The 24,372-nt window shown below is 72.7% G+C and carries 23 protein-coding genes; 9 read left to right on the top strand and 14 right to left on the bottom strand.

Annotated elements, in window-relative coordinates; genetic code table 11:
* Window positions 1–180 precede the first annotated feature (180 nt).
* On the top strand, window positions 181–1,491 hold the full coding sequence (locus tag ACLJTM_RS01580) for a PAS domain-containing protein (protein ID WP_411101502.1): 1,311 nt from the start codon (window positions 181–183) through the stop codon (window positions 1,489–1,491).
* Between the two features lie 34 nt (window positions 1,492–1,525).
* Here ACLJTM_RS01580 and ACLJTM_RS01575 read toward each other — a convergent pair whose 3' ends face one another.
* Both ACLJTM_RS01575 and ACLJTM_RS01570 read right to left on the bottom strand, forming a co-directional pair.
* Window positions 1,526–2,815: a serine hydrolase domain-containing protein gene (locus ACLJTM_RS01575; protein WP_411101501.1), complete on the bottom strand. Its 1,290-nt coding sequence runs from the start codon at window positions 2,813–2,815 to the stop codon at window positions 1,526–1,528.
* 83 nt (window positions 2,816–2,898) lie between these two features.
* Window positions 2,899–3,654 carry an SIS domain-containing protein gene (locus ACLJTM_RS01570; protein WP_411101500.1) on the bottom strand — a complete coding sequence of 252 codons (756 nt, stop codon included), beginning with the start codon at window positions 3,652–3,654 and terminating at the stop codon, window positions 2,899–2,901.
* Window positions 3,655–3,865: 211 nt separating this feature from the next.
* On the opposite strand from ACLJTM_RS01570, the gene ACLJTM_RS01565 reads away from it, so the two are divergent.
* The 3 genes from ACLJTM_RS01565 (at window position 3,866) to ACLJTM_RS01555 (ending at window position 6,343) form a co-directional block, all read left to right on the top strand.
* Entirely contained in the window at window positions 3,866–4,558 is a 693-nt protein-coding gene (locus tag ACLJTM_RS01565; protein ID WP_411101499.1) for a metal-dependent transcriptional regulator, read from the top strand.
* Window positions 4,559–4,988: 430 nt separating this feature from the next.
* Complete coding sequence (locus ACLJTM_RS01560) at window positions 4,989–5,954, top strand: alpha/beta fold hydrolase (protein WP_411101498.1); 966 nt, start codon at window positions 4,989–4,991, stop codon at window positions 5,952–5,954.
* Window positions 5,955–6,070: 116 nt separating this feature from the next.
* Complete coding sequence (locus tag ACLJTM_RS01555; RefSeq protein WP_411101497.1) at window positions 6,071–6,343, top strand: DUF1876 domain-containing protein; 273 nt, start codon at window positions 6,071–6,073, stop codon at window positions 6,341–6,343.
* 130 nt (window positions 6,344–6,473) lie between these two features.
* Here the strand turns inward: ACLJTM_RS01555 and ACLJTM_RS01550 are convergent, their stop codons facing one another.
* Window positions 6,474–7,223, bottom strand: a complete 750-nt coding sequence (locus tag ACLJTM_RS01550; protein ID WP_411101496.1) for an ABC transporter permease — start codon at window positions 7,221–7,223, stop codon at window positions 6,474–6,476.
* Window positions 7,220–8,146: an ATP-binding cassette domain-containing protein gene (locus tag ACLJTM_RS01545; RefSeq protein WP_411101495.1), complete on the bottom strand. Its 927-nt coding sequence runs from the start codon at window positions 8,144–8,146 to the stop codon at window positions 7,220–7,222. The genes ACLJTM_RS01550 and ACLJTM_RS01545 overlap by 4 nt, the downstream gene beginning before the upstream one ends.
* A 101-nt stretch (window positions 8,147–8,247) precedes the next feature.
* Here ACLJTM_RS01545 and ACLJTM_RS01540 point away from each other — a divergent pair, with 101 nt between their 5' ends.
* Window positions 8,248–9,015, top strand: coding sequence for a TetR/AcrR family transcriptional regulator (locus ACLJTM_RS01540; protein ID WP_411101494.1), 768 nt, complete (start codon window positions 8,248–8,250; stop codon window positions 9,013–9,015).
* Here ACLJTM_RS01540 and ACLJTM_RS01535 read toward each other — a convergent pair.
* A complete protein-coding gene (locus ACLJTM_RS01535; RefSeq protein WP_411101493.1) occupies window positions 8,993–9,172 on the bottom strand; it encodes a DUF397 domain-containing protein in 180 nt (59 codons plus the stop codon). The genes ACLJTM_RS01540 and ACLJTM_RS01535 overlap by 23 nt on opposite strands.
* On the bottom strand, window positions 9,169–9,948 hold the full coding sequence (locus tag ACLJTM_RS01530) for a helix-turn-helix domain-containing protein (protein WP_411101492.1): 780 nt from the start codon (window positions 9,946–9,948) through the stop codon (window positions 9,169–9,171). The genes ACLJTM_RS01535 and ACLJTM_RS01530 overlap by 4 nt, the downstream gene beginning before the upstream one ends.
* Window positions 9,949–10,104: 156 nt before the next feature.
* On the opposite strand from ACLJTM_RS01530, the gene ACLJTM_RS01525 reads away from it, so the two are divergent.
* Window positions 10,105–10,506, top strand: coding sequence for an ATP-binding protein (locus tag ACLJTM_RS01525; RefSeq protein ID WP_411101491.1), 402 nt, complete (start codon window positions 10,105–10,107; stop codon window positions 10,504–10,506).
* Between the two features lie 53 nt (window positions 10,507–10,559).
* Here ACLJTM_RS01525 and ACLJTM_RS01520 read toward each other — a convergent pair whose 3' ends face one another.
* The 3 genes from ACLJTM_RS01520 to argS form a co-directional block, all read right to left on the bottom strand.
* Complete coding sequence (locus tag ACLJTM_RS01520) at window positions 10,560–11,357, bottom strand: VOC family protein (RefSeq protein WP_411102241.1); 798 nt, start codon at window positions 11,355–11,357, stop codon at window positions 10,560–10,562.
* Between the two features lie 117 nt (window positions 11,358–11,474).
* A complete protein-coding gene (locus ACLJTM_RS01515; RefSeq protein ID WP_411101490.1) occupies window positions 11,475–13,541 on the bottom strand; it encodes a hypothetical protein in 2,067 nt (688 codons plus the stop codon).
* Window positions 13,542–13,851: 310 nt separating this feature from the next.
* Window positions 13,852–15,624 (bottom strand): arginine--tRNA ligase, encoded by a 1,773-nt coding sequence (gene argS / locus ACLJTM_RS01510; RefSeq protein ID WP_411101489.1) that lies wholly within the window; start codon window positions 15,622–15,624, stop codon window positions 13,852–13,854.
* Between the two features lie 177 nt (window positions 15,625–15,801).
* Between argS and lysS the strand changes: the two genes are divergently transcribed.
* On the top strand, window positions 15,802–17,532 hold the full coding sequence (gene lysS / locus ACLJTM_RS01505; protein WP_411101488.1) for a lysine--tRNA ligase: 1,731 nt from the start codon (window positions 15,802–15,804) through the stop codon (window positions 17,530–17,532).
* A gap of 108 nt (window positions 17,533–17,640) precedes the next feature.
* Here the strand turns inward: lysS and ACLJTM_RS01500 are convergent, their stop codons facing one another.
* The 3 genes from ACLJTM_RS01500 to ACLJTM_RS01490 form a co-directional block, all read right to left on the bottom strand.
* The gene (locus tag ACLJTM_RS01500; protein WP_411101487.1) at window positions 17,641–19,188 is read right to left on the bottom strand and encodes a DUF2637 domain-containing protein; all 1,548 of its coding nucleotides are present in this window, start codon (window positions 19,186–19,188) and stop codon (window positions 17,641–17,643) included.
* Between the two features lie 152 nt (window positions 19,189–19,340).
* Window positions 19,341–20,132, bottom strand: a complete 792-nt coding sequence (locus ACLJTM_RS01495) for a DUF3558 family protein (protein WP_411101486.1) — start codon at window positions 20,130–20,132, stop codon at window positions 19,341–19,343.
* Window positions 20,133–20,245: 113 nt separating this feature from the next.
* Window positions 20,246–21,139 carry a DUF3558 domain-containing protein gene (locus tag ACLJTM_RS01490; protein WP_411101485.1) on the bottom strand — a complete coding sequence of 298 codons (894 nt, stop codon included), beginning with the start codon at window positions 21,137–21,139 and terminating at the stop codon, window positions 20,246–20,248.
* A gap of 192 nt (window positions 21,140–21,331) precedes the next feature.
* On the opposite strand from ACLJTM_RS01490, the gene ACLJTM_RS01485 reads away from it, so the two are divergent.
* A complete protein-coding gene (locus ACLJTM_RS01485) occupies window positions 21,332–22,525 on the top strand; it encodes an RtcB family protein (RefSeq protein ID WP_411101484.1) in 1,194 nt (397 codons plus the stop codon).
* Window positions 22,526–22,621: 96 nt separating this feature from the next.
* Here ACLJTM_RS01485 and ACLJTM_RS01480 read toward each other — a convergent pair whose 3' ends face one another.
* Window positions 22,622–23,386 carry an SDR family NAD(P)-dependent oxidoreductase gene (locus ACLJTM_RS01480; protein ID WP_411101483.1) on the bottom strand — a complete coding sequence of 255 codons (765 nt, stop codon included), beginning with the start codon at window positions 23,384–23,386 and terminating at the stop codon, window positions 22,622–22,624.
* Between the two features lie 52 nt (window positions 23,387–23,438).
* On the bottom strand, window positions 23,439–23,774 hold the full coding sequence (locus ACLJTM_RS01475) for a YnfA family protein (protein WP_411101482.1): 336 nt from the start codon (window positions 23,772–23,774) through the stop codon (window positions 23,439–23,441).
* Between the two features lie 127 nt (window positions 23,775–23,901).
* Between ACLJTM_RS01475 and ACLJTM_RS01470 the strand changes: the two genes are divergently transcribed.
* Complete coding sequence (locus tag ACLJTM_RS01470) at window positions 23,902–24,372, top strand: hypothetical protein (protein WP_411101481.1); 471 nt, start codon at window positions 23,902–23,904, stop codon at window positions 24,370–24,372.

Here is a 24,372-nt window from a genome sequence, read left to right as displayed (position 1 = left end):
GGGCACAACCGTTTATTTCCCCGGCCGCTCCCTGTCCGCTCTCCTCCCGCTCCCCTTCTGCTCTCCGGCACCTCCAGCCGATCATTTCGGGACATTCAGGGGAACGGGGTGTGGGGTGCGTCACGTTCCAGTTCAATGATCTGACGTGCCGCACACACGAACACCTGCAGGGGGTGCCAGGTGAGTGCCTTCGGACGTGGTGAGACCACCGACGATCTGCTCGCAGCGCTGCTCGACGGGATGGACGCAGCCCTGTGCGCGTTCGACGCCGACGGCGTGATCACGCACTGGAACCGGGAAGCCGAGCGGATCCTCGGCTGGTCCGCCGCCGAGGCGGTGGGGCGCAAGGGCTTCGCCGGGTGGGCGGTACGGGCCGCCGACGCGCAGGACGTCCAGGACCGGCTGATGGCGGCCCAGGACGTGCCGGGGCGGCAGGTGCACGAGTTCGCGCTGCTGACCAAGGACGGCGGACGGGTCCTGGTACGGACCCAGTCCGCCGGGGTGCCGGGCGCCGACGGGAAACCGTCCGGGGTGTACTGCGCGTTCAGCGAGGTGCACGCCCAGATCGACCTGGAACGCTCCATCGCGCTCAGCGAGGCCCTGATGGACGACGCCTCGTGGGGCGTGGTCCTCGTCGATGTCGACCTGCGGCCCGCCGTGGTCAACGCGCACGCCGCGCGGGCCTTCGGCACCGGCCGCACCGCCCTGCTCGGCCGGCCGCTCGGGGAGCTCCTCACCCAGGGCGTGGAGGAGCTGGAGGGCGCCTTGCAGCACGTCCTGGCGGAAGGGGCCCCGCCCGCGCCGGTGGAACTGTGGGTGTCGGTGCGCACCGCGGAGGGGGTGCGGCGGCGGTGCTGGCGGTGCGGGTTCCTGCGGCTGGCGTCGCCGCTGGCGGAGGAGCCCGTGCCGCTCGGGGTGGGCTGGCTGTTCCAGGACGTCACCGAGGCCCGGCAGGCCCAGCTCGACACGGCGCAGCTGCGGTTCCGCTCCCAGCAGCTGCACCGGTCGGGGCGGGTCGCCGCCGAGTGCGAGGACCCGGTGGAAGCGGCTGGCGTGCGCCTGGACTTCGCCCTGGCGGGTTTCGCCGAGCATGCGCTGCTGGACGTCCTGGGGCAGTCGCCCGAGCCGGGCCGGCGCCGCCTCGTGCGGTCGGCGGCGTCCCCGCCGGTACTGCCCGGGCCCGGGTCGCTCCCCGTGCGGTACGGGGCCGGGCACCCGGCGCTCCAGGCGCTGGACCGGATCGGTTCGGTACGGGCCTCGGCCCCCCGCGGCGAGGCCGATGCGCCGTGGGCCAGGGAACGCCAGTGGCCGGAGGACGCGGTGCACGCCCTGTGCACGGTGCTGCGCAGCCGCGGCCGGACGGTGGGGGCGCTGACCTTCCTGCGCGGGCCCTCCCGGCCGGCCTTCGAACGGGCCGACGCGGAGTACGCGGAAGAGGTCGCCGCCCGGATCGCCGCCGACCTGGACCTCGCGGCGGCGTACAGCCGCTAGTTCGGCACACCGCCGACGCCCGGTGTACCGGCCGTCAGTGGTTCTCGCCGACCTGCGGCGGGGCGGGCAGTTCCCAGACGTGGGCGGGGGTGGCGATCTCGGTGACGGCCTTCCCGATGAGGGTGCTGTACGAGTTCCCGTCGTCGGCGTCGGAGTTGACCAGGACGACCCGCGTGGCCTTCTCCTGCGGCAGGTGCGCGGCGATCGTCTCGTAGCCGGGCAGCTCACCGTTGTGCCCGAGCCAGCCGTTGATCTGGAGGATGCCGAGGCCGTAGGAGACCCCGGGCGCGCCGACGGGCCGCATGCGCAGCCGCTGCGCCTGCGTGGCGGGGGACAGCAGTCGGCCCTCGGCCAGGGCCGGGGCCCAGGTGTGCAGGTCCTCAAGGGTGGAGGTGATCCCTCCGGCGGCCCAGGCCCAGGAGGGGTTCCAGCCGGTGGCGGTGGTCACCGAGCCGTCCGGGGTGAAGTTCGTGTAGCCCTGGGCGTGCGGTTCGGGGAACCGGTCGGCGCTCGGAAGGGCGGTGTCGGTCAGTTTCAGCGGGTCGAGGACGTGGTGGCGCAGGTAGCCGTCCAGGGGCTGCCCGCTCATCTGCTCGATGAGCAGGCCGAGGAGGATCGTGTTGGTGTTGCTGTATTCCCACGCGGTCCCCGGCGGGAAGTTGGCGGGGTGCGCGAAGGCGAAGTCGAGGAGCTGCTGCGGGGTGTACTCGCGCTGCGGGTCGGCGCGCAGGGCGTCCAGGAACTTCTTGTCCTCGGTGTAGTTGTAGAGGCCGCTGCGCATGGAGGCCAGCTGCCGCACGGTGATCCCGGCGCCGCCGGGCACGCCGTCCACGTACTGGGAGATCGGGTCGTCGAGTCTGACGCGGCCCTCGTCGACGAGCTGGAGGACGGCGGTGACGGTGAAGGTCTTCGTCACGCTGCCGATGCGGGTGTAGAGGTCCGTCTTCATGGGGGTGCCGGACTTCGTGTCGGCGAGGCCGAAGCTCTTCACGTAGTCGCCGCGGCCCGCCGTCCACAGGCCGACGGTCACACCCGGCATGCCGGCCTTCTTCATGGCCGCGGTGATCGCCGCATCGAGCCGGGCGGCCAGCGCCGGGTCGACGTCCCCCTGTACGAGGCCCGGCTGCCCGGAGGCTTGCCGTACGGAGTCCTGCCGGACGGAGTCCTGCGCGGCGGCGGAGGCGGCGGCGGGGGCGGCGGCGGGGGCGGCGGCCACGCCCGTGAGGGACAGCAGGAGCGCCGCCGCGCCGGCTCCGAGGGCGCGGCGACGGGCGCGCGGAGGGCGTCGGCGGGGCTGCGGCCGCGGGGCGGGGAGGGAGGACATGCCCGGTCACCTCTGGTGTGCGGAGCCCCGAGTGCCGTTCCCCCCATGGTAGGAACGGGGTGCCCGTCCGGCGACCGGCCGGGTCAGTGGCGGAAGAAGATCCGGTCCCCGTACTCCTGCATGACGCGGCCGTTCCACTCGTGGCCGCCGTCGACGTTGCCCGAGCGCAGCAGCGGGGGCTCCACCCCGCGGCCGGCGAGCTCGCCGGCGGCCGCCGCCATGACGGCCTGCATGATGGCGCTGGTCACGACGGTGGAGGCGGGGGCGAAGGGGGCGTCGATGCCGTCGAGGGTGAGTTCGGCGTCACCGACGGCGATCTTGCTGTCGAGGACCACGTCGCAGTGGTCCTTGAGGAAGGTCCCGGAGACGTGCCGGGACCGGGTGCCGGTCGCATACGCCACCGAGGTCACACCGATCACCTTCAGGCCGATGGCGCGGGCGTTCATGGCCATCTCCACCGGCAGGGCGTTGCGCCCGGAGAGGGAGATGATCACGAGGACGTCCCCCGAGGAGGCGGGGCTGCTGTCGAGGACGGCGCCGGCCAGGCCGTCGACCCGCTCCAGGGCGCTGCCCAGCGTCGCGGGCATCACGTCGATGCCGGCCGTGCCCGGTACGGCGAGGAAGTTCATCAGGGCGAGCCCGCCCGCCCGGTACACCACGTCCTGGGCGGGGAGCGAGGAGTGCCCGGCGCCGAAGGCGAACAGCCGGTTGCCGCCCGCGACCGCGTCCGCGACGAGGGTCCCGGCCTCGGCGATGTGCGCGGCCTCCTCGTCCCGGACCCGCTCCAGCAGGCCGATGGCCGCGTCGAAGAACTGACCGGCCAGCTTGCTCTCGCTCATACGCCGATGGCCTTCCGGGGGTGGGGGGGCTTGTGTGTCCGCCGTCACCGTGCGGTCTGGACCAAGGGTGTGTCAATACGAACGTCAACCGCGGTCCGAAAGGCCCCGCACGGGATGTCCGGCCAAGGCCTTGCCGTCGGCACGGGACGGTTGTCCGCCCGATGCGTCAGAATTGGGTGCAGGGCCAGCGCACGCAATCCGAGGGGCACGAATGTCCGGACTGATCGATACCACGGAGATGTATCTCCGCACCATCCTCGAGCTGGAAGAGGAAGGCGTGGTCCCCATGCGCGCCCGTATCGCCGAGCGGCTCGACCAGAGCGGTCCGACGGTGAGCCAGACGGTGGCGCGCATGGAGCGGGACGGCCTGGTGGCCGTCGCCAGCGACCGCCATCTGGAACTGACCGACGAGGGCCGCAAGCTGGCGACGCGCGTGATGCGCAAGCACCGTCTCGCCGAGTGCCTCCTCGTCGACGTGATCGGCCTGGAGTGGGAGCAGGTGCACGCCGAGGCCTGCCGGTGGGAGCACGTGATGAGCGAGGCGGTGGAGCGCCGGGTGCTGGAACTGCTGCGGCACCCGACCGAGTCGCCGTACGGGAACCCGATCCCGGGCCTGGAGGAGCTGGGGGAGAAGGCCGAGGCCGACCCGTTCCTGGCCGACGGCATGATCAGCCTGGCGGAGCTGGACCCGGGCAGCGAGGGCAAGACCGTGGTGGTGCGCCGTATCGGCGAGCCGATCCAGACGGATGCCCAGCTGATGTACACGCTGCGCCGCGCGGGCGTGCAGCCCGGGTCGGTGGTGAGTGTGACCGAGTCGGCGGGCGGGGTGCTGGTCGGCAGCGGCGGCGAGGCCGCCGAGCTGGACGACGAGGTCGCCTCGCACGTGTTCGTCGCGAAGCGCTGAGCTGCGTTTCGGGATCGGGCCGCGGCCACTGCGGGCGGATCGCCGCCGCTGATTCGTCCGTACGGGCCCGTCGCGGCCCGTGAGCCTGGTAGCACTGTGGTGTCGGTCGTGGCGCACGCCGTGGCTCGGGTCGTGGCTCGGGTCGTGGCATCAGGTGGTGGGGCGGGGTGTGTGAGGGGGGTGGCCGGTCCCGGCGCCTCGCGGCGCCGGGACCGGCCTTCCCCTCATGACCTGGAGCCCCGAGCTCTCAAGGTCATCCCCTTCGGACCGTCTTCCCCGAGCGGCCCGCCTCCCTGTGGAAAGGATCTCCATCGGCAGCGGCGGCCAATCCTTGAGCAAGGTCACTCGAAAGAGCGGTGTTGTCGGCGGGAGCCCTATTTTCGAATACGGGTTCGATAGTCTGGCCGGGAGCGAAGGGGGTGCATCTGCGGTGGTACAGCGCATCGATGTGACGGCAGCCGACGGAGTGCGCCTGGCCGCCTGGGAGTTCCGCGAGGCCGCTGCGGAGCCCGAGGCCGCCGGGAGCGCCGCAGCGGCCTCCGGTTCCGCCGCCGGGTCGGGCGCCGGGTCGGGCGCCGGTTCCGCCGCCGGTTCCGGTGGGCCGCAGCGGCCCGGCGTCCTGTTACTCCACGGGCTGATGGGCCGGGCCTTCCACTGGGCCGGTACCGCCCGCTGGCTTTCCGAGCACCGCCGGGTCGTGGCCCTGGACCAGCGCGGCCACGGCCAGAGCGACCGCCCGCCCCCGGGCCCCGGCATCCTGAGCTCCCTGGGCCGCGAAGCCTTCGTGGCCGACGCCGAAGCCGCGGTCGAGCAGCTCGGCCTCGCCCCCGTGACCCTCATCGGCCACTCCATGGGAGCCCTCACCGCCTGGCAGCTCGCGGCGCGCCGCCCCGACCTGGTCGAGGCGCTGGTGATCTGCGACATGCGGGCCTCCGCGCTCGGCGAGGCCTCCCAGCAGGAGTGGGAGGAGTGGTTCCACCGCTGGCCCCTGCCCTTCCCCACCCAGGACGCCGCCCGCCGCTGGTTCGGCGAGGACGACCCCCGGGTGGAGCGCCCCGACCCGGGCCGCGGTGCCTTCTTCGCCGAGGTCATGCACCAGGCCGCGGACGGCTGGCGCCCGCTCTTCTCCCGCCGCCAGATGCTCACGGCCCGGGAGACCTGGGTCCACGACGCCCACTGGGAGGAGCTGGCCCAGGTCCGCTGCCCGACCCTGGTGGTCCGCGGGCTCGACGGGGAGCTGGGCCGGGCCGAGGCCCAGGAAATGGTCCGCGTCCTCCCGGCGGGCCGGTACGCGGAGATCCCCGACGCGGGCCACTACCTCCACTACGACCAGCCGGCGGCCTGGCGCGCGGCGGTGGAACCCTTCCTGAACGGCATCAGGGCAACCCGTACCTGACCCCGCCGGCCGCCCCCGGCCGCCCCCGGCAGGCCGCCGCCGGGCGAACCGGTTCGCGTCGGGTTCGGGGCGGGCGCACCCTGGAGGGAGGTGACCCCCTGTGGAGGTGATGAACCATGTCCACGCTCGTCGGGTGGCACGTGGAGCTCGAGTTCACCGAGGAAGGCCACCGCACCAGTGCGGCGGCCCTGGTCAGGCTCGGGGACGGCTCCGAGTTCAGGGCGCACGGCTATGCCATGCGCCACCCCTCCGATCCGGAGCAGCTGCGGGTCGGTGAAGAGATCGCGGGCGCTCGCGCGCTGATGGATCTCGCGTCCCAGATGTTGCAGAAGGCGCACCAGGAGATCGACGAGGCGACCGGCCGCCACTCCTACCCGCTGAACCGCTGAACCGCTGCACCGCAGAACCGCTGAACCGCTGAACCGCTGAACCGCGGCGCGCCGGCCTCCGCTCCCGCCGCCGGGCCCGGACCCCCGTACCGGGGCCGGCGGTGGAGGCGCCGGCGGTGGCGCCTCGGTTTCAGGCGGCGGTCCGGCGGCGGAACAGCAGGCCCGCCAGCGAGACCGCCACCGCCATCAGGGCGACGCACCAACCCACGGCCACCCAGGGGGCGTTCCCGGCGGGCTGGGCCAGGAGCAGGGCGCGCAGGGACTCGATCACCGGGGTCAGCGGCTGGTGGTCGGCGAAGCCGTGCAGCCAGCCGGGCATGGTCTCGACGGGGACGAAGGCGCTGGAGGGGTACGGCAGGAACATCATCAGGAAGGTGAACCCGCCCGCCGCCTCCGGCGACTTGGCGAGCAGTCCGAGCGCGGCGGCCAGCCACGAGATGGCCGTGATGTACAGGGTGAGGAGTCCGGCAGCGGCCAGGAAGGCGGCCCCGGAGGCCTGCGGGCGGAAGCCGATGGCGAGGGCGACCGCCAGCACCAGGCCGGTCGACAGCAGGTTGCGCAGGACCGAGGCCGTCACGTGGCCGGCGAGGATCGGGACGCCGCCGACGTCCAGGGAACGCAGGCGGTCGACGACGCCGTTGCCCATGTCGTCGGCCACGCTCACCGCGGTGCTCGCCGCACCGAAGCCCGCGCACAGCAGCATGGCGCCGGGGACCACGTACGTCACGTACGTCGTTCCGGTGTCGATGGCCCCGCCGAAGAAGTAGACGAAGATCAGCATCAGCATGACCGGCAGCATCAGTGCGGTGATCAGTGCGTCCGGCCGGCGGCGGCTGATGCGCAGGCTGCGTCCGGCGAGGGTGAGGGCGGCGGTGGTCATGTGGCGGCTCCCGTCAGGGTGAGGAACACGTCGTCGAGGGTGGCGCTGCGGAGTGTGAAGCGGTCCACGCGGGTGCGGTCCGGGTCGATCTCGTCGAGCAGCGCCCGTACGTGGGCGGCGCTGCCGTCGGTGGTGAGGCCGAGGACGAGTTCCCCCGGCAGGTGGTGCACCGCCCGTGCGGCGAGAGCTTCGTAGGCGTCGTTGCTGGTCAGGGTCAGGTCGAGCCGGTGACCTGCGACGCGTGACTTCAGGGCGGCCGGGGTGCCCTCGGCGGCGATCCGTCCCGCGGCCAGCACGGCGACCCGGTCGGCGAGCTGATCGGCCTCCTCCAGGTACTGGGTGGTGAGCAGCACGGTCGTGCCGTCGGCGCGCAGCTCCCGTACGAGGTCCCACAGGTCCTGGCGGCTGCGCGGGTCCAGGCCGGCGGTGGGCTCGTCGAGGAAGAGCACCTCGGGACGGGTGACCAGGCTCGCGGCGAGGTCGAGGCGGCGGCGCATGCCGCCCGAGTACGTCTTCGCGGTGCGCCCGGCGGCCTCGGTGAGCCCGAAGCGGTCGAGCAGCGAGTCGGCCCGGGTGCGGGCCTCGCGGGCGGACAGACCGGCGAGGCGGCCGGTCATGCGGAGCATCTCGGTGCCGGTCTGGAGGTCGTCGACGGCCGCGAACTGGCCGGTCAGGCTGATGCGTTCGCGCACCCGGGTGCGTGCGGTGGTGACGTCGTGCCCGGCGACGCGGGCGGTGCCGGAGTCGGCGGCGGTGAGGGTGGCCAGGATCCGGACCGTGGTGGTCTTGCCCGCGCCGTTGGGGCCGAGGAGGGCGAGGACGCTGCCGCGCGGGACGGCCAGGTCGATGCCGTCGAGGACCGGGAGGTCCCCGTAGGACTTGGTCAGGCCGAGGGCGTGGATACCGGGCTCGTTCGGGGTCATCGAGGAGCCGTCCCTTCTTCTGCGTATGCGGTACGCGCTTCTGTGTAAGTAATACACAGAACTAGGATGTGGGTCAACGGCGTACGAGGGAGGAGGCGGCGATGGTGAAGGAACCGGCGGGCGAGACGGGACTCCCGGCGAGCCTGGAAATGGCCTGGGGCCTGCGCGACCGCCCCGGCAAGGGCCCCCGCCCGACCCTGACGCTCCCGCGGATCGTGGACGCCGCCGTCGCCCTCGCGGCGGCGGAGGGCATCGAGGCCGTCTCCATGGGCCGCGTGGCCAAGGAACTCGGCGTCTCGACCATGTCCCTCTACCGGTACGTCACGGCGAAGGAAGAGCTCTACATCCTGATGGCGGACGCCGGCGTGGGCACGCCCCCGCCGGTGCCGGCCGACGGGGAGGAACGCGGCTGGCGGGAACGGCTTGCGGACTGGGCGTACGCGCAGCGGGCCGTCCTCATGGCCAACACCTGGATCCTGCGCATCCCCCTCACCGGGGCCCCGGTCAGCCCGAACCAGCTCGCCTGGATGGAACGCGGGCTCGCCGCGCTGGCCGACACCGGCCTGCGGGAGAGCGAGAAGGTCTCGGCCATCGTCCTGGTCGGCGGGCTGGTGCGGAACGAGGCCGTGATGGCCGCCGACATGATGGACGCCATCGTGAAGTCCGGGGTCGCACCGGACCGGGTGATGGCCCAGTACGTGCAGACCCTGCGCCTGATGACCGGCCCGGACACGCACCCGGCGGTGACGCGGCTCCTGGAGTCCGACGCGTTCGCGGGCTCCGACGAGCCGGACTTCCAGTTCGGCTTCGGCCTGAACCGCATCCTGGACGGCCTGGCCGAGCTGATCAGCTCGCGGTCCACTCCGTAAGGGCGGCCCAGGCGGAGGGGGCCAGGTCCAGCACGGGGCCGCCGGGAACCTTCGAGTCCCGGACGTGGACCCTCCCCGGGCAGGTGGCGACCTCGACGCAGTTGCCGCCCTCGCTGGCGCTGTAGCTGGACTTGAACCACGTGAGTTGGGTGCTCATGGATCTCCTAGCAGCCGTTTCAACAGGTCCCTGGTTTCCTCGGGGTTGAGGGCCTGTGTCCGCAGCATCGCATACTTCATGGACAGGATGCTGACCTCGTCGAGGTGGGAGACGACCAGGCTGCCGCGCTGCGTTTCGAGGTATGCGATGTGCTGGTGCTCAGGGGTTTCCAACAGGACGAAAGGGCCGTCCAAGGCCGGATGGCGGACGCGGTCCAGTGGCAGCACCTGAATGGAAACGCCGGTCATCTCCGAGCACATCAGCAGGTGTCGCAGCTGCTCGCTGAGGACCGGCCGGCCACCTAGCGGGCAGGTAAGGGCCGGTTCCCAGATGACGAAGCTGGCCAGCATCGGCTTCTCGCGCCGCAGGATGCTCTGGCGGTCGAGGCGAGCCGCTGTCTGGTCCGCGATCTCCCCGTCGGCATAGAGCGGGACGCGGCTGCGGAAGACCGCCTCTGCATAGGCCTTCGTCTGCAACAGGCCCGGTACGACCTGGTTCTCGTACGAGGACAGAGCCGCGGCCTTTTGCTCCAGGTTGATCAGCGGCTCCGCCCATGGGGGGATCACGTCCATTTGCGGCATCTTGTGCGCGGCGACAGTCAGCACTCCGGGGAGCCCGAGCTCCTGGTCCATCAGCTCGGCCACGTCCGGCATCAGGGGCCGTCGGCCCTGTTCGATGGAGGCGACGCTCTCCTCCTGGAGGCCCACGCGCTTGCCTAGCTCTTTCTGGGTCAGTCCTTTGGCGAGGCGACAGACGGCGACCTGCTCGCCGACCATCCTCATCGCTGTCGAGTTGGGCCGTGCCCGCTTCCTTGGTGGCATGAACGTGAACTCCCCATCTGCGCCAGCGACATATCCGTGTCGACCCGTACTGGATGCGGGTACGGGTCTCGGCACTGCTCAACGCTAGTCACGGAACGCCACGATGGTCCGGTGAACCTCAACATGCAGGCGGCCCTGGTGCGCGACCGCCTCTACCTGCGTTGTCCCCGGACCGTCGCTGCCGCGCGACACTTCACGCGTGACACCTTGCACGCCTGGGGAGTGGCCTCGCGGCAGGACGAGATGTTGCTCTGCGTGAGCGAACTGGCGACCAACGCGCTGCGGCACGGCGTGCCCGCCGGACGGGGGTACCGGCTGCGGTTGCTCGCCTTCGAGGACACCACCGTCCGCATCGAGGTCCACGACAGCGGGCCCGGGCGCTCCCGGATCGAGCAGCGCGGGTCGGGCGGCGCCCAGGGAGGGCGCGGACTGCACCTCGTGGCCGCGTTCGCGGACGCCTGGGGGGTGCTGCCCCGTACGCCCGGCAAGGTGGTCTGGTGCGAGTTCCGTTGAGCCGCGGGCTCCGGCCGGGCGGGGGCCCGGGCGGAGCCGAACGCGGGGAGGGGTCAGGCCGGGTCTTCCGGAGCCTGGGCGGTGATCACGGCGAAGGGTCCGCCCTGCGGGTCGGTGAGGACGGCCATGCGGCCCACCGGCATGTCGAAGGCGGGGGCGAGGACGTTGCCCCCGGCGCGGGTGGCGGCCGCCTGGATGCTGTCGACGTCGTCGACCTGGAAGTACGGGAGCCAGTTGGGCGGGGTGCCCGGCGGCAGCTTGTCGAGGCCCAGCATGCCGCCGACGGCCCGGTCGCCGACCTTGAACTCCGTGTACCCCTCGGTGCCCGGCATCGTGGAGTTGGCCGTGGTGACGGGCAGCACGGCCGAGTAGAACGCGGCGGCGGCCGGTACGTCCGCGGTGCTCAGTTCGTTCCAGATCAGGGCGCCGTGCTCGTTGACGATGCCCGCGCCGTCGAAGGCGCGCGCCTCCCACAGGCCGAAGACGGCGCCGGTCGGGTCGGCGACGACCGCCATCCGCCCGAGGTCCATGACGTCCATCGGGCCCACCAGGATTCGGCCGCGGGCGTCGGAGACCGCCTTGAGGGTGGCGTCGATGCCGTCGGTGGCCAGGTACGTCGTCCACGCGGTCGGGGGCATCGGGTCGGGCACGGAACCGTCCGGGTTCATCGCCTTCATGATGCCGGCGACGGGGCGGCCCTTGAGGGTGCAGACGGAGTAGCCGCCCTGCTCGGCCGGGCCGACCTCGCCCTGCCAGCCGAAGAGGTCGCAGTAGAAGTCCAGGGCCGCCTGCTGGTCGGGGACGAACAGGTCGATCCAGCACGGAGTGCCGGGCTTGTAGGGGCCGTTCATGTCGGGCACGGAGGCCTCCGGGGGAGGGTGGGGGTGGGACGGGCCGTCCCCTACCCGGCCCGTACGGCCCGAACCGGGCCGTACGGGTGACGTCGGGGTAGCGGAAAGGCGGGCGGCTCAGGCCGTGGTGCGGCGGCGGCGGTGGCGTCCGGTGCCGGCGATCAGCGCGGCGCCCAGGACCAAGGCCGTTCCGGAGCCGCCGAGCGCCCAGCTGGTGGCCGGGTCACCCCCGGTGGCGGCGAGCCCGCCGCCGGTGGTCGCGGTGACGGTGCCCGTGCCCGTGCCCGTGCCGGTGTGGATCGGGGTGGTGCCGATGCCCGTGCCGGTGTGGATCGGGGTGGTGCCGGTACCGCCGTTCGGCTTCGGCCCGCCGCCACCGGGGGTTCCGCCGCCCGGGGTCTCCCCACCGGGCGTTCCGCCACCGGCGGTTCCGCCACCAGGGGCCCCGCCCCCCGGGGTCTCCCCGCCGGGCGTACCGCCACCGGGGGTTCCGCCGCCCGGGGTCTCCCCGCCGGGCGTCCCGCCACCAGGGGTTCCGCCGCCAGGGGTCTCCTCACCCGGGGTTCCGCCCCCCGGGGCCTCCCCACCGGGCGTACCGCCACCGGGGGTCTCCCCGCCGGGCGTCCCGCCACCCGGGGTCCCGCCCACCGGGGTCTCCCCGCCGGGCGTCCCGCCACCCGGGGTCTCCCCACCAGGGGTCTCCCCACCAGGGGTCCCGCCACCCGGGGTTCCGCCGCCCGGGGTCTCCCCGTCGGGGGTTTCGCCGTCTGGGGCGGGGGCCGGGGTGAGGAGGGTGGTCAGGTGGCGGGGTGAGCGGGAGCCGGCCCACGGCGGGGGGGTTTCCGCGTCGACCTGGGACGTGCCCCAGGAGAAGAAGGACACGGCGCCGGTCGGGGTGTCCGCGGCGAAACGGACGCGGACCGGGACGTCGAAGGCGTCACCGGCGGCGATCGGGCCGCTGACGAGGCCGCCCGCGAAGAAGTAGCCCTCCTCGTCCGAGGTGATCTCCACCGGCTGCCAGGCCGCCGCCTGGCCGTCCGCGCCGGTCCGCAGGACCTCTACGGTGATCTGCACGGCCTGCATGGACACGAAGTCGGGCCGGGCCAGGACCAGTCCCACGCTGAAGGCGTTCAGCGCGCCCTTGCCCGCGTTGTCCACCCGTACCGACAGGTTCGTCCAGTCGCCGCCCGCCCGGAGCGACTCCGGCACCCCGCTCACCGCCAGGGCCGGGCCCTCGGTGAAGAGCGGGTCCTCGTCACCGCCGGGTGCTCCGGCGATCCGGGTCGCGTACGAGGACGCGGGGGAGGTGCCGGTGGAGCTGCCGACCCTGCTGACGCCGTCCGCGGTCAGGTCGAACGGCACCACGGGGGTGTCGGGCGCGAAGCTGATCCGTACCTCGATCGTCCGGACCTGGCCGGAGGCGACGGTGGCGGCCGGGCCGAGCGCGTACCCCAGCGCGGGGGCCGAAGCCTGGCGCTGCACCGGAGCGGCGGCCGTCCACGACCCGCCGGCCGGCCGGTACTCGACCGCGACGTGGGCTGCCTGGAACTGCCCGCCGGCCTGGGAGACGCCCAGTACGGGCGTGTAGGCGGGTACGGCGACGTGGCCCGCGTTGTCCACCGTCACCGTGAGCGGGGTCCAGCTGCCGTCGGCCTTGAAGCCCCCCGCGGGGATGCCCTGGACGGTGACCTCGGGCCCCATCAGGAGGCGGTCGGACCCGGAGTCCTGACCGTCCTCCACAGCCTGTGCAGGAACTTCGGCCTGCGCCGGTGCGGGCGCCGGTGCGGGCGCAGGCGCCTCGGGCAGGGCGGGCGCGGCCACGGCCGGGGCGGCGGCCTGCAGCGGCCCCGTGCTCCCGTCCTCCGCCGTGCCCCCGGCCCCCTCCGCACCCTTCGCTCCGGCCCTCGCCGGGCCCTGCGCCTCGGACTTGGTCTCGGACTGCCCCCGGGACGTCACCCCGGGCTTGGTCCCGGACTTGGCCTGCGCCCCGCTCTTCCCCTTGGCCGGTGCCGGTGCCGGTGCCTCCGCCGTGGCGGGCGTCGCGGCGGCCTCGGAACTGTCCGCCGGTGCCGTGTCCGGCACGGACACCGCGGGCTGCTCCTCGGCCACCGCCGGTGCGGCCATCAGGAGCGTCTGGCCGGCCACCGCGGCTGCTGCCACGACGGCCATGCGCGTGAACTGCATGATCTTTCCCTCCCCGGGTTCCGGACACTGTCCGGATCCACCCCAAACCCCTTGGAAGGCGCCAAGGCTAGTGAGACGGAGGGAGCTTGCAGAGGGCTACAGGATTGCGACATTCGTACGGTCCCGACCACACCAGCCGGGCCCGTACGAGTGAACGGAACTCACCCCTCCGCCCCAAGGGCCCCGTGGTGGCCGGGCCGGATTCCGCTGCGGCGGACCCATGGCCGGATGCGGTGCCGGTGCCGGTGCCGGTGCACGGCCGACGGCCCCTGCCCCCGGGTGGGGGAGGGGCCGTCGGGCGGCGGGGTGGTCAGAGCTTTTCGGGGGTGCGGATGCCCAGGAGGGCCATGCCCTTGCTCAGGGTGCGGGCGGTCAGGTCGCACAGGAACAGGCGGTTCTCGCCCACGACCAGCTCCGGCTGCGGCTTCACCACCGGGCACTCGGTGTAGAACGTCGTGAACAGCGAGGACAGCTGGTAGAGGTACGCGGCCAGCTTGTGCGGGGCGTACTCCGCGGCCGCCTCCTCGATCAGGGCGCCGAACTGGTCCAGGTGCAGGCCCAGCGCCCGCTCGGCGGGGGCCAGGGCGAGCTCGGGGTGGGCGGCCGGGGAGCGGTCGCCCGCATTGCGCAGGATCGACCGGATCCGGGCGTACGCGTACTGGAGGTACACGGACGTGTCACCGGTGAGGGACACCATCTGGTCCAGGTCGAACTTGTAGTCGCGGGCCGCCGAGGTGGACAGGTCGGCGTACTTGACCGCGCCGATGCCGACCTGGAGGCCGTTCTCCACGATCTCCTGCTCGGTGAGCAGACCGCGCTCCTTGTCCTTGTCCCGGACCACGGCCGTGGCCCGCTCCACGGCCTCGTCCAGCAGGTCCACCAGCCGGACCGTCTCGCCCTCACGGGTCTTGAACGGCTTGCCGTCCTTGCCGAGGACCGTGCCGAAGGCCAGCTGTACGGCCTCGGTGCCCTCGGTCAGCCAGCCCGCGCGGCGGGCCGTCTCGAAGACCATCCTGAAGTGCAGGGACTGCCGCGCGTCCACCACGTAGATCAGGGTGGTCGCGCCCAGCTCGCCCACCCGGTTGCGGATGGCGGAGAGGTCGGTGGCGGCGTAGCCGAAGCCGCCGTCCGACTTCTGCACGATCAGCGGGGTCGGGTTGCCGTCCGGGCCCTTGACGTCGTCGAAGAACACGCACAGCGCGCCGTTGGAGCGGACGGCGACGCCCGACTCCTCCAGCAGCGCGCAGGTCTCGGCGAGCATGTCGTTGTACCCGGACTCGCCGACCACGTCGGGGTCCTGGATGTCCATGTCCAGCTTGGTGAAGACGGAGTAGAAGTAGATCTTCGACTCGTCCACGAACCGCTGCCACAGCGCCAGGGTCTCGGGCTCGCCGGCCTGGAGGTCCACCACCCGGGCCCGGGCGCGGGTCTTGAACTCCTCGTCGGAGTCGAAGAGCGTCCGCGAGGCCTTGTAGAGGCGGTTGAGGTTGGACATGGCCTCCTCGCCGGAGACCTCCTCATCGGACTTGTGGTCCAGCTCGTGCGGGTGCTCCAGCAGGTACTGGATGAGCATGCCGAACTGGGTGCCCCAGTCGCCGATGTGGTGGCGGCGGATGACCTTCTCGCCGGTGAACTCCAGGATCTCGACCATCGCGGCGCCGATCACGGCGGAGCGCAGGTGCCCGACGTGCATCTCCTTGGCGACGTTCGGCTGGGCGTAGTCGATCACCGTGGTGCCGGGGTTCCCGGTGAGCGGGACGCCGAGGCGGTCGTCGGCCGCCCGCAGGGCGAGGGTCTCGATGATCGCCCGGTCGGTGATCGTGATGTTGAGGAAGCCGGGGCCGGAGACCTCGATCTCCTGGATCAGGTCACCGGTCGGGAGGCCCTCGACCACGGTGGTGGCCAGCTCGCGCGGGTTGGCCTTGGCCTTCTTCGCGAGGGCCAGGATCCCGTTGGCCTGGAAGTCGGCCCGGTCGCTTCGTCGCAGCAGGGGGTCGACGCCACCGGCCTCCGGCAGCGCCGCCGCGAGGGCGTCCGCGACGCGCTGATTGACGGAAGAAGCGAGGGAAGGGACCGAGGCCATGAGCTGCCGTTCCTGTGAGGTTGTGCCGGTGGGTGCACTTGGGTGTTCCGACAAGTGCCGAGTATCCCACGCGGCCGCTGCCGGTTCTTCTGGATATGCGGCCGCGGAGCAACCCCGGAGCGGCCCGATCCGTCTGGGAGAATGGCCGGAGCCAGCATTCGAGTAGAAGGACGTGTCGTGGCTCAGAGCAGCACCGAGACCGACTGGGTCTCCCGTTTCGCGGACGAGGTCATCGCCGAGGCGGAGCGCCGAGCACCCGGCAAACCTGTCGTCGTCGCGTCCGGACTCTCCCCTTCCGGCCCGATCCACCTGGGCAACCTGCGCGAGGTCATGACCCCGCACCTGGTCGCCGACGAGATCCGCCGCCGCGGCCACGAGGTCCGGCACCTGATCTCCTGGGACGACTACGACCGCTACCGCAAGGTGCCCAAGGGCATCCCGGGCGTGGACGAGGAGACCTACGGCCAGTACATCGGCCGCCCGCTGACGGCCGTCCCGGCGCCCGCCGGGTCCCCGTACGCGAGCTGGGCCGAGCACTTCAAGGCCGCCATGGTCGAGGCGCTGGCCGAGCTGGGCGTCGAGTACGACCCGATCAGCCAGACCGAGCAGTACACCTCGGGCGTGTACCGCGAGCAGGTGCTGCACGCGATGAAGCACCGCGGCGACATCGACGCCGTCCTCGACCAGTACCGCACCAAGCAGAAGCCGGGCGGCAAGAAGCCCCAGCAGAAGCAGGTCGACGAGGCCGAGCTGGAGGCCGCCGAGGGCTCAGGCGCCGCCGCCGAGGACGACGGCAGCAGCGCCGAGGGCGGGTACTTCCCGTACAAGCCGTACTGCGCCGAGTGCGGCAAGGACTTCACGAAGGTCACCTCGTACGACGACGAGACCACCGAGCTGACCTACGTCTGCACCGAGGACGCCTTCACCGAGACGGTCAAGCTCAGCGAGTTCAACCGCGGCAAGCTGGTCTGGAAGGTCGACTGGCCGATGCGCTGGGCCTTCGAGGGCGTGGTCTTCGAGCCCTCCGGCGTCGACCACTCCTCGCCCGGCTCGTCCTTCCAGGTCGGCGGCCAGATCGTGCACATCTTCGGCGGCGAGCAGCCGATCGGGCCGATGTACGCGTTCGTCGGCATCAGTGGCATGGCCAAGATGTCCTCCAGCAAGGGAGGGGTCCCCACCCCGGCCGACGCGCTGAAGATCATGGAGCCGCAGCTGCTGCGCTGGCTGTACGCCCGCCGCCGCCCGAACCAGTCCTTCAAGATCGCCTTCGACCAGGAGATCCAGCGGCTCTACGACGAGTGGGACAAGCTGGAGGCCAAGGTCGCCGACGGCTCCGTGCTGCCCGCCGACGCCGCCGCGCACACCCGCGCCGTGCGCACCGCCGCCGCCGAACTGCCGCGCACCCCGCGGCCGATGCCGTACCGGACGCTCGCATCCGTCGTCGACGTCACCGCCGGCCACGACGAGCAGACCCTGCGCATCCTGAGCGACCTGGACCCGGAGCAGCCGCTCACCTCGCTCGACGAGGTACGGCCGCGCCTGGACCGCGCCGAGAACTGGATCACCACGCAGGTCCCGGCCGACCAGCGGACCCTGGTGCGCGAGGAGCCCGACACGGAGCTCCTGTCCTCCCTGGACGCCGACGGCCGCGAGTCGCTGCGGCTGCTGCTGGAGGGCCTGGACACGCACTGGTCCCTCGACGGGCTGACCACGCTCGTCTACGGCGTCCCGAAGGTGATGGCCGGCCTGGAGCCCGATGCCAAGCCGACGCCGGAGCTCAAGGTCGCCCAGCGGACCTTCTTCGCGCTCCTCTACCGGCTCCTCGTGACCCGGGAGACCGGACCGCGCCTGCCCACGCTGCTGCTGGCGGTGGGCGCCGACCGGGTGCGCAGGCTGCTCACCGTCTGAGCCCCCGCACTGCACGAAGGGCCCGCACCCCTCGGGGTGCGGGCCCTTCTGCCGTCCGCGGGCGGCCGGTGCCGCGGCCGTCGGCGGACGCCCGGGTGCGGGTGCGGGCTACGCGATGTGCTCGTTCTCCAGGTCCTTCTGGTAGCGCTGCTTGAAGGCGGGGATCATCCGGCGCAGCAGCGAACCGCTGCGCGGGTGGGTCACGCCGTAACCGTCCGAGAGGTGTATGTCGAGGGCCTCGGCGGTCGGGAAGTCGTTCTGCTCGTCGACCAGCGCACGGAACACCTTGTACGCGGACTCGGCGAACTCCGCCTCGTCCGGGGTGTCCGCCGGGTCCGGCAGCGGCCCGGGCCGCTCGCCCCGGCCGTCCTGCGCGCCTTCCGGGCGGGGCGCCGGGACCGGCAGGTCCGGCCGGCGGCCCTGCTGCTCCTCCGGGCCCGCCGGAGGCATGACCGGAATCGGCTCCAGCCCCTCCACGTACTGCGGGTTGTAGCCCCCTTCGTACGCCGCCTGCGGGGCCAGCGGGGCCGCGAACCAGGCGCTGTTGTGGGCCGCGGGCATGGCCGTCGGCTCCACCGCGAACGGCGGGGGAGCGGAGGCGCCCTGCGGGACGGGGGCCTGGGGGGCCTGCTGCTGCCCGGCCTCCACCGGCCCGGGCCCTTGCACCGGGCCCTGCACGGAACCGGCCGCGGAGCCCTGCGCCCGGCCCGGTACCTGCCCCGGTACCTGCCCCGGCTGCCGGCCCGGCCCGTCCGCCGTCACCCCGGTCTCCGGCATCGGCCCGTCCGCCGTGGCCCCGTCCGCCGTGGCCAGGGTCGTCTCCTCCTCCGTCGCCGCCGTCGCCGGGACGAGGGCCGTCGGCCCGGCCGCCTCGGGGAGCAGCTGCGGGACGCCGTGCGGGACACCGCCCGGGGCCGCCGCCTCCAGCACCGGAGCCGGGGCCGCGGACCCCGGGGGCAGCAGCGCCGGGTCGATGCCCGCCGCCGCCAGCCCCTCCGGGGCCGTCTGCGCCAGCGGCACGCCGATCCGCGCCAGCCGCAGCGGCATCAGGGCCGCCACCGGGGCCTTGCGCCGCCACGCGCGCCCGTACCGGGCCTGCAACCGCGCCTGGTAGATCAGCCGGTCCTGCTCCATGCCGACCGCCTGCTCGTAGGAGCGCAGCTCCCACAGCTTCATCCGGCGCCACAGCTTGAAGGTGGGCACCGGGGACAGCAGCCACCGCGTGATGCGCACGCCCTCCATGTGCCGGTCCGCGGTGATGTCCGCGATCCGGCCGACCGCGTGCCGGGCCGCCTCCACCGTCACCACGAAGAGGATCGGGATGACGGCGTGCATGCCGACGCCCAGCGGATCGGGCCAGGAGGCCGCCCCGTTGAAGGCGATCGTCGCCGCCGTCAGCAGCCAGGCCGTCTGGCGCAGCAGCGGGAAGGGGATACGGAGCCAGGTCAGCAGCAGGTCCAGGGCGAGCAGGACGCAGATGCCCGCGTCGATGCCGATGGGGAACACCAGCGAGAAGCTGCCGAACCCTTTCTGCACGGCGAGGGTCCGCACGGCGGCGTACGAGCCCGCGAAACCGATGCCGGCGATGACCACGGCTCCCGCGACCACGATGCCGATGAGTATCCGGTGCGTACGAGACAGCTCCATCGCGGCCACCCGCGATCCCCTCCCTTGTCGGGTCCCCTGGCCGGGTCCCCCGCCAGGTCCTTACCGAGCCTTTACCGGGCTGCGGCAGGCACAGCGTACGGGTGACTGGATGTCAGCGCTCCGGTAGGCCCCCGGCTCCCCGCCGGGACCCGCCGCCGCCCCTACTGCTGGGGCTGCGCCGACTGCTGCTGCGAGGCCTCCTGCGACGGCTGCTGCGAGGACTGCTGCTGGTTGGCGGTGTCCACCGAGGCGACCGCCTCCTTGGCCGCCGCAATGGCGTCCTGGAGCAGCTTCGCCTGGTCCGGGGCGCCGGCGCCCTCGTACGCGGCGCCGTTGTAGTCGAGGGTGACGACCACGTTCTGCGTGCGGGCGACGACCGTGGTGTTGAGGAAGTCCACGTCCTTCTTCACGCCGTACGTGACCGAGGTCCCCTGGTCGCCGATGCCGCCGGCCGGCTCCGCCTTCACGTTCTGCGCGCCCTCGGTGGCCTTCGCCGCCTCGACCTGCTTGGTGTACTGCTCCTCGGCCCGCTTGTTCGCGGCGCCCAGCGAGGCGTGCGAGTCGTAGCGGAAGAGGGAGATCGAGAGCCAGCGGTACTGCGAGCCCTTCAGGCCGTCCTCGTCCAGGCCGTTCCAGGAGCAGCTGGCGCGGCTGGCCAGGTCGTTCGACTTGGTCGCGCTGCCGTTCTTGTCCTTGGCCTCCGGTACCAGCGTCTCGATGGTCTTCGTCTGGACGGCCTTGCACGGGTCGGGCAGCGCGGCGAACGCGGCCTTCTCCAGCGTGGGCGACGGCTTCGCACTCGGCTTGGCGGAAGCAGAGGAACCGGACTTCTTGCCGCTGTCCGAACCCGAGGAGGCCTTGCCCGAATCGGACGAGCACCCGGCGACGGTGAGGATCACCGGGACGGCTGCGCAGGCGAGGACGCGAGTGAGGCGCGAGGCTGATCGGTGCATGTTTCCTTCAGTGGCTTCGTGGTCTTCTTCGGGCGCGGAACCCCGGCAACGGTAGCCCGACCCGGAGTCCGCCTGCTGTGCGCGGCGTCACGCCCGGCTCGGGAGCACACCGCTCACTCGTTGAACCGCTCGACGAGTGCCTGCGCCAACTCCCTTGCCCCGGACTGGATTTCGGCGCTCGCAGGCACCGTGCCGGGCAGTGCGGGCTGCACGCTGTACTCGACCGTGACGATGACATTCGAGGTGCGGAACACAATCCGCACGGTCCGCGACTGGGCCGCGGTGGCCCCGGCGGGGCTCAGCTTGTCGTCCAGGAAGGCGTCGTTGCCGAGCCCCTCCAGGACCCGCGAGCCGAGCTCGGGCGGGGCCGAGGCCGAGGGCGAACCGGAGGGCGAGGGGCTGCCGCCGGCGCTGCCGCTCGGAGCCGGGCCCGCGGCCGGCCCCCCGGGCGCCTGCGTCCCGGACGGCGCGGGCGCCGAACCCGGGGCGGCCGTGCCCGGAGAAGCCGTGCCCGGCGTCGCGCTCGCCGTGGGCCCCGGGAAGGGCAGGTGCGCGTCGGTGAGCTGGCGCACGTAGACCTGCCGCGCCTTGTCGTCGTCGCTGGCGACGCCGCGGTCGTAGGAGACCACGCGCTCGAAGTCGACGGACAGCAGCCGGGTGTCCTGCGGGGACTGCACGCTCCAGCGGCAGCCGACGCGCCGGTCCCCGTCGAAGGAGGCGGCCGCGGTGCCCGCGTACAGCTGAGTCCGCTGCTCCTCGGTGAGGGAGTCGGCGGCCGGCAGCATGGCCCGGACCCGCTTGGGGTCGGCGGCCTTGCAGGGCTGGGGCAGGCTGCGGTACTTCCCCGGCGGGGCCGGGGGCGGGGCCGTACTGCCGCCCGCCTTCGAGTCGCCGGTGCTGCCGTTGCCGTCACTGCCGGTGCACGCGGCCAGGCCGGCCGCGCCGGCCACGAGTGCGCCGACCATCACGATGCCTGGCAGGACTCCCCGTACCGCCTTGCGCTGCACGTCCCATGGCTCCCTTCGACCGGCCGGATGCCCGGCGGTCAGGAAATTGCGTTGCCGCGGCTCGGGCGCGGATGGACACAATGTCTATCGCACACGCTGGTGCTGGCGCCGGTCCTCTGTCGCATTTGGGACCAAGAGCGAGGCTTTTTGCGTTTAGTGAATTTTCTTTGGCTTTCGGGGGATTGAGGCTGCATGTCGTACGTAGAGGTGCCCGGGGCGCAGGTTCCCATCCGGATGTGGACGGATCCGGCGTCGGTGGAGGCCGGCGCGATGCAGCAGTTGCACAACGTCGCCACCCTGCCGTGGATCAAGGGCCTGGCCGTGATGCCGGACGTCCACTACGGCAAGGGCGCCACGGTCGGCTCGGTCATCGCCATGAAGGACGCGGTCTGCCCGGCGGCGGTGGGCGTGGACATCGGCTGCGGCATGTCGGCGGTGAAGACCTCCCTGACGGCGAACGACCTGCCGGGGGACCTGTCGAAGCTGCGGTCGAAGATCGAGCAGGCCATTCCGGTGGGCATGGGCCTGCACAAGGAGCCCGTGGACCCGGAGCGGTTGTACGGCTTCTCGGTGCAGGGGTATGACGACCTCTGGAAGCGCTTCGACCACCTCGCGGACGCGGTGAAGTTCCGGCGTGACCGGGCCCTGAAGCAAACCGGAACCCTTGGCTCCGGAAATCACTTCATCGAGTTCTGCATCGACGAGGCGGGGTCGGTCTGGCTGATGCTGCACTCAGGTTCGCGGAACATCGGCAACGAGCTCGCCGCGCACCACATCGGCGTGGCCCGTGGCCTCGCACACAATCAGAACCTGGTGGACCGGGACCTGGCGGTGTTCCTGGCGGCCACGCCCGAGATGGAGGCGTACCGCAACGACCTCTTCTGGGCGCAGGAGTACGCGAAGTACAACCGCGCCGCGATGATGAGCCTGTTCAAGGAGGTCGTCCGCAAGGAGTTCCGCAAGGCGAAGGTCTCCTTCGACCGCGAGATCAGCTGCCACCACAACTACGTGGCGGAGGAGCGGTACGACGGCATGGACCTGCTGGTGACCCGCAAGGGCGCGATCCGCGCGGGCAGCGGCGACTACGGGATCATCCCGGGCTCCATGGGAACGGGCTCGTACATCGTGAAGGGCCTCGGCAACGAGAAGTCCTTCAACTCGGCTTCGCACGGCGCCGGCCGGAAGATGAGCCGGACGGCGGCGAAGAAGCGGTTCTCGGCGCGCGACCTGGCGGAGCAGACCCAGGGCGTGGAGTGCCGCAAGGACGCGGGCGTCGTGGACGAGATCCCGGGCGCGTACAAGTCGATCGAGCAGGTCATCGACCAGCAGACCGACCTGGTCGAGGTCGTGGCCAAGCTCAAGCAGGTCATCTGCATCAAGGGCTGACGTCCGCGCAGACCGTGCCCGCGCAGGCCTCGGGGGAGGGCGCAGGCCCGGACCGGTCCGCCCGGTCCGGGTCTGCGCAGGCTCGTCGCCGCAGGCCTACAGCTCCCGGTGGACCTTGGTGTTCGAGGCCTGGGCGCGGGGGCGGACCACCAGCAGGTCGATGTTGACGTGGCTGGGGCGGGTCACCGCCCAGGTGATGGTGTCGGCCACGTCGTCGGCCGACAGGGGGTCCGCGACGCCCGCGTACACCTTGGCGGCCTTCTCGGTGTCGCCGCGGAAGCGGGTGGTGGCGAACTCCTCGGTCTTGACCATGCCGGGGGCGATCTCGATGACGCGGACCGGCTGGCCGACGATCTCCAGGCGGAGGGTCTCGGCAAGGACGCGGGCGCCGTTCTTGGCGGCGACGTACCCCGCCCCGCCCTCATAGGTGGAGTGGCCCGCGGTGGAGGACAGCACGACCACCGTGCCGTCGCCGGAGGCGGTGAGCGCCGGGAGCAGGGCCTGGGTGACGTGGAGCGTGCCGATGACGTTGACCTCGTACATCGTGCGCCAGTCGGCGGGGTCGCCGGTGGCGACGGGTTCGGCGCCGAGGGCGCCGCCCGCGTTGTTGACGAGGACGTCGCACCGGTCGAGGGCGGCGGCGAAGGCGTCCACGGCGGCCCGGTCGGTGACGTCGAGGGCGTGCGCCGCAGCGGAGTGGCCCGCGTCGGTGATCTCCGCGGCGAGGGCCTCGATCCGGTCCTTGCGGCGGGCGGTGAGGACGACGTGGTAGCCGGCCGCGGCGAGCTGCCGGGCGGTGGCCGCGCCGATGCCGCTGCTCGCGCCGGTGACTACGGCGGTTCGGGTGGCGGCCGTGCTCATGCGGGCTCCTCGGTCGTTCGTACGGACGAATACCCGCCAGCATAGGCGCGGCTCAGCGGCCGCGCGGGGCGTACATGATCAGGGCCATGCCGGCCAGGCAGACGAGTGCGCCGGCGATGTCCCAGCGGTCGGGGCGGTACCCGTCGGCCACGGCTCCCCAGACCAGGGAGCCGGCGACGAACACCCCGCCGTACGCGGCGAGGACGCGGGCGAAGTCCCCCTCGGGCTGGAGGGTGGCGACGAAGCCGTAGAGGCCGAGGGCGAGGGCCCCGGCGCCGGCCCAGGCCCAGCCCCGGTGCCCCCGGACGCCCTGCCAGACGAGCCAGGCGCCGCCGATCTCCAGGAGGGCGGCGAGGCAGAAGAGGGCGGCGGAGCGGGCGATCTGCATGGCCCAAAGGTACGCAGCGCGGTGGGGCGGGGGCCGGGGCAGATGGGGCAGGCGCGCCCTCGTTCGTGTGATGGTCCGACCGGCCGCTCCCGCGGCTGGTTAGCGTTCGCGCGAGGAGGTGGTGTCGGTGCGCCGTGGTGCCGTGCGAAGTGTGGTGGTGGCCGGGGTACTCGTCCTGGGTGCGGTCGGGCAGGCGCGGGCGGCCACGGCCGACCCGGAGGCGGACGTGGCGTACCACGGCCGGGTGGCCCTGTCCCAGGGGCACCTGCGGGTCTGGCTGGTACCGGAGAACGACGGGCCCGCGCCGCTGCCCAACGCGACCGTCCGGGTGCGCCTGTCGGCCGACCTCGCCGACCGGCAGGACCTGGCGGGGGGCTGCGCCCGGGCCGGCCTGCGCGAGGTGGTGTGCGAGACGGGACCGCTGCCGCTGCACGGGCGGGGTCGTCACATCGGGCTGGCACTGGAGCTGCGGGAGCCGGCGGCGGAGGTGGAGGTCAGGGTGGACACCTGGTGGAACGGCGGGGCGACCGACCGCGACCTGACGAACAACGAGCACGTGGTGCTGGCCCTGGACACGGGCGACACCTACGCCTTCTGA

The organism is Streptomyces sp. cmx-4-9, assembly GCF_046548835.1.
Lineage (GTDB): Bacteria > Actinomycetota > Actinomycetes > Streptomycetales > Streptomycetaceae > Streptomyces.
Note: the sequence above shows the minus strand (reverse complement) of the source record. Positions and strands in the feature narration are given on the sequence as shown.